Origin of the sequence: Lactobacillus delbrueckii subsp. delbrueckii DSM 20074 = JCM 1012 (assembly GCF_001433875.1) — a bacterium.
GTDB lineage: Bacteria > Bacillota > Bacilli > Lactobacillales > Lactobacillaceae > Lactobacillus > Lactobacillus delbrueckii.
Map to the genome: position 1 here is coordinate 21,148 of NZ_AZCR01000011.1, position 11,023 is coordinate 32,170.

At 50.3% G+C, this 11,023-nt stretch carries 13 protein-coding genes and 1 riboswitch; of the genes, 3 read left to right on the plus strand and 10 right to left on the minus strand.

Going from position 1 to position 11,023, the window contains the following annotated elements:
- Positions 1–200: 200 nt before the first annotated feature.
- From FD23_RS03150 to FD23_RS03170, 5 genes are read right to left on the minus strand one after another with little or no spacing between them, the layout of a single operon-like run.
- Complete coding sequence (locus FD23_RS03150; RefSeq protein WP_052933567.1) at positions 201–1,046, minus strand: transporter substrate-binding domain-containing protein; 846 nt, start codon at positions 1,044–1,046, stop codon at positions 201–203.
- Between the two features lie 41 nt (positions 1,047–1,087).
- Positions 1,088–1,756 (minus strand): amino acid ABC transporter permease, encoded by a 669-nt coding sequence (locus FD23_RS03155; protein WP_025895457.1) that lies wholly within the window; start codon positions 1,754–1,756, stop codon positions 1,088–1,090.
- Between the two features lie 11 nt (positions 1,757–1,767).
- Positions 1,768–2,409 carry an amino acid ABC transporter permease gene (locus tag FD23_RS03160; RefSeq protein WP_025895458.1) on the minus strand — a complete coding sequence of 214 codons (642 nt, stop codon included), beginning with the start codon at positions 2,407–2,409 and terminating at the stop codon, positions 1,768–1,770.
- A complete protein-coding gene (locus FD23_RS03165; RefSeq protein WP_025895459.1) occupies positions 2,409–3,248 on the minus strand; it encodes a glutamate ABC transporter substrate-binding protein in 840 nt (279 codons plus the stop codon). Before FD23_RS03165 ends, FD23_RS03160 begins: the two co-directional genes overlap by 1 nt.
- Positions 3,249–3,269: 21 nt before the next feature.
- A complete protein-coding gene (locus tag FD23_RS03170; protein ID WP_025895460.1) occupies positions 3,270–4,010 on the minus strand; it encodes an amino acid ABC transporter ATP-binding protein in 741 nt (246 codons plus the stop codon).
- A 542-nt stretch (positions 4,011–4,552) separates the two neighbouring features.
- Between FD23_RS03170 and udk (FD23_RS03175) the strand changes: the two genes are divergently transcribed.
- Entirely contained in the window at positions 4,553–5,209 is a 657-nt protein-coding gene (udk, locus tag FD23_RS03175; RefSeq protein ID WP_003617126.1) for a uridine kinase, read from the plus strand.
- Positions 5,209–5,835 carry a uridine kinase gene (gene udk, locus FD23_RS03180; protein WP_052933566.1) on the plus strand — a complete coding sequence of 209 codons (627 nt, stop codon included), beginning with the start codon at positions 5,209–5,211 and terminating at the stop codon, positions 5,833–5,835. The genes udk (FD23_RS03175) and udk (FD23_RS03180) overlap by 1 nt, the downstream gene beginning before the upstream one ends.
- An 86-nt stretch (positions 5,836–5,921) precedes the next feature.
- Here udk (FD23_RS03180) and FD23_RS10885 read toward each other — a convergent pair whose 3' ends face one another.
- The 5 genes from FD23_RS10885 to murI form a co-directional block, all read right to left on the minus strand.
- Positions 5,922–6,053: a hypothetical protein gene (locus FD23_RS10885; protein WP_257786477.1), complete on the minus strand. Its 132-nt coding sequence runs from the start codon at positions 6,051–6,053 to the stop codon at positions 5,922–5,924.
- 111 nt (positions 6,054–6,164) lie between these two features.
- Positions 6,165–6,734: an ECF transporter S component gene (locus FD23_RS03185; RefSeq protein ID WP_025895461.1), complete on the minus strand. Its 570-nt coding sequence runs from the start codon at positions 6,732–6,734 to the stop codon at positions 6,165–6,167.
- Between the two features lie 44 nt (positions 6,735–6,778).
- Positions 6,779–6,875, minus strand: a riboswitch (TPP riboswitch).
- 66 nt (positions 6,876–6,941) lie between these two features.
- Positions 6,942–8,027, minus strand: a complete 1,086-nt coding sequence (locus FD23_RS03190) for a M42 family metallopeptidase (protein WP_013439183.1) — start codon at positions 8,025–8,027, stop codon at positions 6,942–6,944.
- Positions 8,028–8,040: 13 nt separating this feature from the next.
- Positions 8,041–9,462, minus strand: coding sequence for a C69 family dipeptidase (locus tag FD23_RS03195; RefSeq protein ID WP_052933565.1), 1,422 nt, complete (start codon positions 9,460–9,462; stop codon positions 8,041–8,043).
- A 105-nt stretch (positions 9,463–9,567) separates the two neighbouring features.
- Positions 9,568–10,353, minus strand: coding sequence for a glutamate racemase (gene murI / locus FD23_RS03200; protein ID WP_025895462.1), 786 nt, complete (start codon positions 10,351–10,353; stop codon positions 9,568–9,570).
- Between the two features lie 268 nt (positions 10,354–10,621).
- Between murI and FD23_RS10230 the strand changes: the two genes are divergently transcribed.
- On the plus strand, positions 10,622–11,023 hold a 402-nt coding region (locus FD23_RS10230), incomplete at its 3' end, for a Bax inhibitor-1 family protein (protein WP_236743868.1).

Here is an 11,023-nt window from a genome sequence, read left to right on the forward strand (position 1 = left end):
TCTCCTCTGGTTGCTTTCGAATAATTTCAAATTAGCTTAAAAGCTCAGCTGTAAGCGCTAAGTCACCTATTTCAATTGTACAAAAAATCTGCCCCTTCGGCTTCTTTTTCCAGGCAAAAATCTATTTTTTAACATAATTTTAACTGGAACTAAAAAAGCAGCGGGTTCAAAGTCGAACACACTGCTTAAGTTGGTAAAAATTATTTGCTTGCCTTCAAGCGGGAAGAGGACTTGATGTTGAAGCCAGGCACGCCATTGAACCACTTCTTCATCAAGCGGGCGTAAGTCCCGTTCTTCCGGAGTACTTTCAAGGCCTGGTTGACCTCAGCCGTAAACTTGTCTTCCCCCTTCTTGATGCCGATCCCGTATGGTTCAACCGTAAAGGTATCAGGCAGCATCTTGAACTTGTCCTTGTCATCAGAAATCAAGCCGGCCAAAACGGCGTTGTCGCTGACCATGGCGTTGGCCTTGCCGGACTTTAAGGCATTGTAGCAAGAACCATAGTCATCATAGAAGATGACCCGGGCCTTCGGGGCGTACTTGTGGACGTCGCTGTCAGCGGTCGACCCCTTAACGGCGGCAATGGAGTACTTGGAGTTGTTGAAATCCTTGATGGAGTTCAGCTTGCTCTTTTTCGGCACGATCAAGGTTTCCCCAGCCATGAAGTAAGTGTCGGAAAAATTGATGATCTTGCGTCGATCGGGTGTGTTGGTCATGGTAGCCATGACAGCATCGACGTTGCCGATCTTGAGATCCATGATCCGGGACTTTTCACTGATGTATTCAATTTTCATCTTGCCTTTAGGGCCAAGGATCTGCTTGGTAATAGCCCGGGCCAAGTCGACTTCAAAGCCGGTGGCCTTGCCGCTGTCCACGTCCATCATGCTGAACAGGCGGGTGTCGGCCCGCATCCCCCAGGTGATGGTGTTTGTTTGCTTAACCCGGTCATAGGTGCTGCTAGATTGACTGTGTGAACAAGCGGTAAAAACTAATGATAACAGCAAGACCGCCATAAAGGCGGTCAGCTTCCTCAGTTTACGTGCCATTTTTTCTCCTCGGCAATAAACGCGGTTTGGTTCCTTCGTGCTTAGTACTTGATGCGCTTGCTCAAGTAGTTGGCAAAGCTGGACAGGGCAAAGCAGATGATAAAGTACATTACTGCCACGGCCAGGTACATCGGAATCATGTAATTGGTGTTTTGGTTGTAAATAATTTCAGCGTGGTAGAGCAGTTCCGGCAAAACGATGATCGTGGCCAGGGAAGTATCTTTGATCAAGGACACGAACTGGGACAAAAGGGCCGGAATCATTTTGGTCAGGGCCTGGGGCAAAACCACGTGGGTCATGGCCTGCATGTAGGTCATCCCGTTTGACCGGGCCCCTTCCATCTGGCCAGGGTCGACGGCCATGATCCCTGAGCGGACAACTTCCGCGATCATGGCTGATTCAAAGACCACCATGGCAATTACTGAAGCCTGGACGGTATCAACTCTGATCCCCATGACCGGCAGGCCAAAGTAGGAGAAGAAGATGATCAGCAAAAGCGGCAGGTTTCTGATGATGTCGATGATCACCCCGACCACTTTGGAAATCCGGGTGGTCTTGGCGTCGATTCTGGTAAAGCGGATCAGACCCAGGGCCAGGCCGATCACAAAGCTCAAGATGATTGAAATCACTGAAACTTCGATCGTAACCCAGAAACCCTGCAGCAAAAAGCGGAGGTTGATCCAGGATAATGCTTCTGTAAGATTTTCCATTTATGTGCCTCCTAAACGCCCTTCTTTTCCAGATACTGCATGTAGTAGCTGAGCGGCAGGGTCAAAGCCAGGTAGAACAGGCCGACCAAGACATAGCTTGGGATGGTCTGGAAAGTATTGGATGCCACGATGTCCCCTTGGTACATCAAGTCAAAGCCGGCTACGAAAGCCAGGATGCTGGAGTTCTTGATCAAGTTGACAAACTGGTTGCCCAATGGCGGAATCACGATTCTGAAGGCCTGGGGCAGGATAACGTAGCGCATGGCCTGCCAGTAGGTCATCCCGTTTGACCGGGCCCCTTCCATCTGGCCGGTCCCGACGGACTGGATCCCGGAGCGAACAGTTTCAGCGATAAAAGCTGATGAGTAAATGGACAAGCCGATTGTCCCTGCCTGGAAGCCAGTCAGCTTCAGCGGCGTGTAAGTTGGCAAAACCAGGTAAAAGACCATGGTGACAACCAGCAAGGGAATGTTCCGGAAGATTTCGACATAGACCTTGGCAACCGCGCGCCAGAACTTGTTAGGCACGGTTTCCAGGATGGCAAAGCCGGATCCGATGATCAAACTGAAAAACAAGGAAATCAGACTGCAGAGAATCGTATTCCAAAAACCGAGCAAAAAGGTGGACCAGTTTGCTCCAAGTAAACTCAACATTAATATTCAGCCTCCTTAACACTGAATCCTGGAATGTTGCCAAACCATTTCTTGACAAGCTTGTGGTAGCTGCCGTCTGCCTTAGCTTCCTTCAAAGCCTTGTTGATAGCTTCCAGCATCTTGGTCTGCCCCTTTTCAACGGCAATCCCGTAAGGTTCAACGGCAACTGTGCCGCCAACCAGGTGCAGGCTCTTGTGCTGCTCGGCAATCCCGGCCAAAATCCCGTTGTCAGTGGCGATCGCGTCCCCTTGCCCGGCTAAGAGGGCATTGGTGCAGGCACCGTAGTCATTGTACTGTCGGATCTTGGCCTTGGGGGCCAGGCGGGCAATATCGTCCGCAGCCGTTGTCCCCTTAACCACGATGGCCACCCGGCCCTTGTGGTTTAAGTCCTTGATCGACTTGATTGGACTGCTAGTTTTGGTCATGAGGGATGTCCCCGCCTTAAAGTAAGGAGTGGAGAAGTCAACCGACTTCTTTCTCTCATCCGTGATGGTCATGGTGGCCAGAACCGCGTCCAGGTTGTTGTTCTTAAGCTGCGGGATCTTGGTTTGGGACGTAACTTCAATGAATTTTGCCTTGCCGTCCTTGCCCAGGATCTCCTTGGTCAAAAGGCGGGCCAGGTCGATTTCAAAACCTTCCAGCTTATTGGTCTTGACGCTCTTGATCCCAAACAAAGCCGTATCAAATTTGACGCCCCAAGTAATCGTCTTGCTGCTCTTGACGTGGTTGTAGATACGCACTGAGTTGTCACTTTCAACAGCACAGGCGGAAAGTGAAACAGTGGTCAGCAACAGAAAAAGCAGGGCGGCAGCTTTGCGGAATAGTTTCGTGTGTTTCATGTAACCGCCACCTTCCTTTTATTAGTGGTAAATTACCTTGCTGAGGAATTCCTGAGCCCGCAGGTTGCGCGGGTGTTCAAAGAAGTCCTTCGGGTTGTGGGAGTCTTCCAGGACTTGCCCCTGGTCAAAGAAGATGACCCGGTCGCTCACTTCTCTGGCAAAGCCCATTTCGTGGGTCACGACCACCATGGTCATCCCTTCAGCGGCGATGGATTGCATGACGTCCAAAACGTCCTGGATCATTTCCGGGTCAAGGGCACTGGTTGGTTCGTCAAACAAGAGCACCTTGGGCTTCATGGCCAAAGATCTCGCAATGGCCACCCGCTGCTTTTGCCCACCGGACAGCTGTCTTGGGTAGGAGTCTTCCTTGTCCAAAAGGCCAACTTGCTTGAGCAGCTTTTCAGCGATTTCCCGGTTTTCCTTTTCGTCCCGGTGCAAAACGATTCTTGGGGCCAGCATGACATTTTCTAGGACGGTGTGGTTTTCGTAGAGGTTAAAGTGCTGAAAAACCATGCCGACATTCCGTCGGATCTTGTTCAAGTCAGTCTTCTTGTCCCCCAGGTCATAGCCGTCCACTTCCAAGACGCCGGAAGAAATTCCTTCCAAGCCGTTCATGGTTCTTATCAAGGTACTCTTGCCCGCGCCAGAAGGGCCGATGATGGAAACGACTTCGCCTTCGTCAATGCTTAAGTTGACGTTTTTTAAGGCATGGTAGTCACCGTAGAACTTGTTGACTTTCTTGAATTCGATAATTGCTGCCATAGTGGTCCTCCTCGTTTTATTAGTGCTTAATTAAATCACCGTTGGTTTGGCTCAGCTTTCTTGGCTTAAGCCGTATTGATCAAACAGGCGGCTCCTTTGGTAAAAGTTCGTTTATTTGCTCTGTTTTAGCAAAGCAGCCAGATCTTTCGGTCCTTTTTAAAAGCGGGAGCCGAATCATCTGAGATGTGAGCTTGCCCTTCTGCTTTCGTAAGCGGTTATTTTTATTTAAGCATGCTTAATTTTTGTTAAATTTACCAGAAAGTGGGCTTTCGTGCAAGTCTTTTGTCAGTTCCACTTCATCCTTTTAGCTTTTTTAATAAAAAGCAGGGAAACTTGCTTACTTATCTTAATTTATTTCCCAAATATTATTGATTTTATTTCGCCTCTTCTTAGATATTATTAATTATATTATATTTTACCTATTTTAGAAACAGCTGTTTCTACTTTAGAAACACGTAACCGCTTTAAAGCCCGTTTTTTCACAGTTTGACTAGACCCGGCCCCGGCTGGACTCTATAATTAATAGCTAAAGGAGTTTTACAATGTCAAAAAAGCAACACCCCATCATTATTGGTATCGCCGGCGGCAGCGGGTCGGGGAAGACGACCATTGCCCACGAATTATATGACCAGTTCAAAAACGACCGGATCCGGATCATCACGGAAGACTCTTATTATAAGAACCACCCGGAAATGTCCATGGCTGAAAGAAATAAAATTAATTTCGACCATCCGGATGCTTTTGATACTGAGCTCTTAATCAGCCAGCTGCAGGACCTGCTGAATGGCAAAGCCATCGAGATGCCGATCTATGACTTCACCACCCACCTGCGCAGCACGGAAACGGTCCACGTTGAGCCAGCTGATATCATCATCCTGGAAGGGATCCTGGTTCTGGCCTCGGAAGAATTACGGAACTTGATGGACATCAAGATCTTCGTCGACACTGACGACGACATCCGCTTGATCCGCCGCCAGCACCGGGACATGGCTGAACGGGGCCGGTCCTTTGACTCAATCATCGACCAGTACTTGGCCACGGTTAAGCCAAGCTACCACCAGTTTGTTGAGCCAAGCAAGCGCTACGCCAACATCATCGTGCCAGAAGGCGGGGCCAACGATGTCGCTTTGGACATGCTGACCACGAAAGTCCGCGACATCCTCCGCCGCAATGATTTAGCAGAAAAAGAGGCAGAATAATGGCTAAGCAGAAACCACTCGTCATTGGGATTGCCGGGGGGTCAGGCTCAGGCAAGACGACAGTCTCCAAGGAAATCAGCAAGCGCCTGCCAGCTGACCGGGTGCTAATTCTGACTGAAGATGCCTACTACAACGACAATTCAGCCCTCAGCATGGATGAACGCAAGAAGATCAACTACGACCATCCCAATGCTTACGACACTGACCTCTTGATTGAGCAGCTGCAGGACCTGCTGGATGGCAAGGCAATTGAAATGCCGACCTACAACTTCAACATCCTCTCCCGGGCCAAGGACACTATTCATGTTGAGCCAGCCGACATCATCATCCTGGAAGGGATCCTGGTTTTGGCTTCAGAAGAATTGCGGAAGTTCATGGACATCAAGCTTTTTGTCGACGCTGACGACGACATCCGCTTCATCCGCCGCTTGCAGCGGGACACCCAGGAACGGGGCCGGTCAATCGACTGGATCATCTCCCAGTACCTGGCTACGGTTAAACCAAGCTACAACCAGTTCGTTGAGCCAAGCAAGAAGTATGCCGACATCATCATCCCCCAGGGTGGGGAAAAACAAGTGGCCATCGACATGGTCTCCTCCAAGCTCTTGTCCATTATCAACGGCTAAGAGGAACAAAATAACCTCAATATTTTGAAGAAAACAAAAACGCGTGAACTTGCAAGTTCACGCGTTTTTTCTGGCAAATTTTGATTTTATAGATTCAGGTAAGCAAAGGTATGCAGGCCAATCCAAGCAGTCAGCAGCATCAAGGCCAGCAAGAGGCCAACCGTGCTCCAGTATGCCCGGTTCATCTTCTTTAGTCTGCTTAAAATTAAATGCATCATTTTGCTCCCCCCTTGAAAGATAACTAACAATGTTTTTCATCATACAACTTTAAGGAGGGCTTGTCACGCATTTTTGATTATTTTTATCAAAAAAATGATAACTTTACGAAACTACTTGGCCATGACCCGGTCAAAGAGCTTAGTGATCAGCTTGACCAAAACCGCGTCAAAGACGATGGAAGAAATGATGCAGGCGATGAACATTTCAATCAAGATGGCTGGCTTGTAGGCACTCCAGCCGTAAGTTAAGTAAGACATTACATAGCCGGCCACCGCGCAGCAGACTGCCCCGGTAATCAAGCTGCCCCAGCCGAAGCGGTCATAGTTTTCCTTCTTCGGGAAGAAGCCGATTTCGTTGCAGGCCCCCTGCACCAGCCCTTGCAGGATGGTCATTGCCCCCCACTGGCCACCGAAGGCCATTTCAACCGTAGCAGCCAGGGTTTCCCCGACAATCCCGGAGCCAAAGGTTGGCACGAAGTACATGGCCAAAGGCGCAGCCATGTACCAAAGACCGGCGCAGATCTGCCCGGCTAAAGGCCCCAGGCCGACAAGGTTCAAGGCTAATTCAACTGAATTGTAGATGAGGTTGACGATGTAAGTGTAGATAACCCCCATAATAATCCCAATCAAGGCCATCAAGATAATAGCCTTCACATTCCACTTGCTCTCTCTTCTAAGCATTAAAAAAACTCCTATCCAACAATTGCCGGCTAGGAGTTTGAAATCATGTTTAAGAAACACTTCCCTTGCGCAAGAATTACCTTGGTCAGGTTCAAAGGGTCGACTTTCGTCATCTCAGCTTTCGCTCCCCTAGTGGCTTTTATTCAATTTGACTTAATTTAGTCTAGCAGATCCTTAAAGCGCTAACAAGGTAAAAAGTTCCCTTAATTAATTAAAGCTTTTAAATGATTCCAGCTTTTCCTTATCGATATCTCTAATAATCGCCAAGGCCAGATCAACAGCAGCCTTGTAGTCCTTGTAGCTGCTGAAGCAGTATGGGGAATGCTCATAGCGGACCGGAATCCCGATCACGATGGTCGGGGCCCCGTTTTCGTAGTAGATGGCCGCCCCGTCTTGCCCGCCACCAGTTCTGACTGACCGGGTGTAAGGAATCCCGTTTTTATCAGCCAAGTCGCAGGCGTATTGCTGGAACTTGGGGTTTGGCAGGAAGGTGACGTCCATGTCCCGCAGCATTGGTCCCCGCTTAAGGCCAGTCTGAGACAGCCAGTCCGGTTCAAAAGTATCATCCGCCGGGCAGCTTTCCAGAACCAGGCAGAGGTCCGGCTTGATCTTGCGGGCCGTGACATAGGCCCCCCGCAGGCCGACTTCTTCCTGGCTGGACAAGGCGGCAACCAGGTCAAAGTTGACTTCTTCATCCTTCAAGTTTTCCAGGATGTCAGCCATGGCAGCAGCGCCGAAGCGATCGTCAAAGTCCTTGCCGAAGAAGAGGCCAGTCTTTTCATTGTATTCACAGTCCACGTCAACAAAAATCGGGCAGCCAGTGTCGATCTTGTAGTCATTGATCGTTTCTTCCCGGCTGGAGGAGCCGACGTCAATAGACAAATCAGCAACCTGCGGGACAGACTTTCTTTCAGCTTCCGACATGAAGTGGGGCGGCTTTAAAGCCACGACGCCGGGGATGTATTCTCCGTCCCGGTTTCTGACCTTGACCTTGAGGGCCGGCAGAACCACATTGTTCCAGCCGCCCAGGGTCACGAACTTGATCAAACCGTTTGGCCGGATAGCCTGGGTCAAGAAGCCCACGGCGTCTGAGTGGGCGTCCAACTGGATCACCGGCCGCTTGCCAGTGTTCTGCTTCTTGGAAGCGTAGACGTTCAGCATCCCGTCGACTTCAAGGTCGGCGTAGTCCTTGACCGTCTTGGTAAAAAGGTCAACGAATTCATTTTCAAAGCCGGAAGTGGCGTTGGCATTTGAAAAGTCCTTCAGCATTTGAATTTCAGCGGCTTTTTTCATCAATAATCTCCAATTAATCCAGCAGGTCGTACTTCAGCTTCATCAAGCTGTGGCCGTCCTTGACCATTTCCCCGGTCAAGGCTACGGTCTGCTTGTAAGTCAAGTCAGCCATCTTCTGGTTGGCTTCTTCCAGCTTCTTTTGCAAGTCGCGGCCAGTCAAGCCCTTAACAGCCCGGTCAGTTTCGTTTTCGATCTGGCGCAATTTAGCCATGGTCTTTTCTTCAAAAGCCTGCTCCAAAGCGCTGTAAACCTTGTAGTTGGTGTCGCCGAGCTGGGCGTTCAGCTTGTTGAGCCAAAAGATCTTGGTCAAATCAAAGTCCGGACCGGTCTGGAAGCTGGCCGGAGTAGTCGTAACGTTGGTGTAGAAAGGCACGAAGCAGTTAAAAGTGTTCGGGCCAAAGGCCAGCCACTGCACGCCGGCGATACCTTCTTCAACGTCATTTCTGATTTGTAGAATGTGGGTTTCGAAGTTCCGGTTGATCCCGATTGGGCGGAAGAGCTTCTTTTCCGCTTCAGTGTTGGTCGTGCTGTAGACATCGTACTTGGTGTCCTGGTAGTGGGAGCTTTCCAGGAACTTGATGTCTTCCGGGCTGATCTTCTTCTTGGCGTAAGTGATGAAAGGCTGGTCCTGGTCCCCTGGCTCGCCTTCCCATTCAGAGTCGAAGTAGCGGTGGATGTACCAGGCCCGCGGATTGTTGTAGTGAGCATCCTTGATGGTGGATGAACCAAAGATGTGACGGAGGTTGTAGCCTTGGTAGTCCGGATTCAAGTGGTATTCGTTGATGATGTCCAGCAAGTCACTTGAGCACATGAAGTTTTCTTCGTCGTTAAAGTCAAAGAAGTCGATATTCAAGCGGTTTGGCGCTGCCACATAGGCATCGTCCGGAATCCTGCGGGCAGCCCAGTGGTGGCCGCCGATGGTTTCGATGTACCAGACTTCGTCATGGTCGGCAAAGGCTGACCCGTTCATTTCGTAGGTCCCGTACTTTTCCACCAGGTAGCCCAGGCGCTTGACCCCTTCTCTGGCCGAATGGATGTATGGCAAAGTCAAAGTGACAAAGTCTTCTTCGCCCAGGCCCCCTTCTTCAACTAAGGGGTCGATCCCTTGGATCCGGCTGTTGGTGGTGATGGTTTCCGTGGCCGTCATGGCTACCGTAGCGTCGTTGATCCCGGCAGCGGCCCAGATCCCGTTCTTGCCGGAAGCGTCTGGAGCGCTGGTGTAGCGTAGCGGGTTTGGCAGCAGGTCTTCATCATCGATTTCCTGGCCGCTGATCACTGCCTTGTAGTGCTTTGGCTGATCTTTCGGGTTAACCGCGATAAAGGCTTCAGGGATAATGGTGCTGCCGCCGTCTTCACTGCGGGCAATCATCGTGGAGCCATCAATGGTGGCGTCCTTGCCGACTAAAATGGTCGTGCATTCTGCTGGCTTTTGCATAAATCTTCCTCTAATAATCTAAAGCTAATTGTTTGCTTTTAATAATCTAAAGCTAATTGTTTGCTTTCTTACTATTATTCTAGCTGAAAAAACGCCTTTTGCCAGCTACTGCTTTTGCCGGTAAAGGGCATAGAGGCGCTTGCTCAAATCGGCGCCGGCTGGGGCACTGTTTTCAAACAGGATCTGGCCAGGCTGGCTGCTGGCATTCAGTTCATCCCGGCTGGCAAGTTGCCGCTTGACTTCAGCAGCGGCCCCGATGGCTCCGTCATAGACCTTGGCCTGGGGGCCTAAGATCTCCTGGATGGCCTGCTTGGCAAAAGGAAAGTGGGTGCAGCCCAGGACCACTCCTGCCGCCTTGCCGACATATGGGGCCAGCAATTCTTCCAGGTACTGGTAAATGGCCGGGCTGTCAGTTTTCCCTTTTTCGATCAATTCGACCAGTTTCGGGGCTGGCACTTTGAGCACCTGACCAGGCTCAGCACATTCGGCAACCAGCTGGTTGAACTTATCCTGCTCCAGGGTCAAGGGAGTGGCCATGGCAACAACCTGCCGGCCGGGATTTTCTTCAGCTGCCGGCTTGACAGCCGGTTCGATCCCGATGATCGGCAGGGAGTATTCCCGGCGCAGGCGGTCAGCCGCCGCGCTGGTTGCCGTGTTGCAGGCAATCATGACGGCCTTGACCTGGTGTTTGTCAATCAGTTCATCAACTACCCACTTGGCCAGCTGGTAGACTTCTTCCTTGCTCTTTACCCCGTAAGGGGCATTGGCTGAGTCGCCATAGAAGACATAGTCTTCGTTTGGCATCAGATCAACCAGGCGGCTGAGGACCGTGAGGCCCCCCTGGCCGGAATCAAAAACGCCGATTGGCCGATCAGCATATTCTTTTGACATATTTTGACCTCCTCTAGCTATTAATTTTGAACCTTTTATCCGCTTTCTTCAATCTATTGACTCCGATATTTTTCCTGCAAGCCGGACTTTCTTGATTTTTTCTTTAGTTTTTTTTAGCGGAAGAACCGTCCGGCTTGCTTTTTTTAGAGGCTATGTTATTGTTATATCTAAACCCTGGATATCACGTTGATTACCGGAATAAAACGGCAATCTGGGAATAAATTCTGTCCACAGTTTTTTTAGTTTTTTAGAAAGAGCAAAAGAAATTATGTTTAACGTTTCGCCTGAACAAGAGCGCCGCCACATCGTTGACGACTCAGCGCTCAATGGCTTTTTAACGAAAATGTATTCCATCATGGGCCTGGCGGTTCTGGTCTCAGCCTTGACTGCCTACTTGACCTTGACGGTCTTCTCTGGCAGCCTGCTGCCGCTACTCACCAACCGGGTCTTCCTCTGGGTCTTGCTGCTATTGCCGCTGATTTTGAGCGTGGGCATCAGCTTTAAGGCTACTCGCAAGCCGACAACGGCCTTCTTCATGTTGATGGCTATCGCGGTTGTCTACGGGCTAGAATTCTCCCTTTTGGCTTTTGCCTACACGGGTGCCCAAATCGGCGGGGCCTTCATCTCCGCTTCAGCCGTCTTCATCGGGATGGCGGCTTACGGCAGCGTG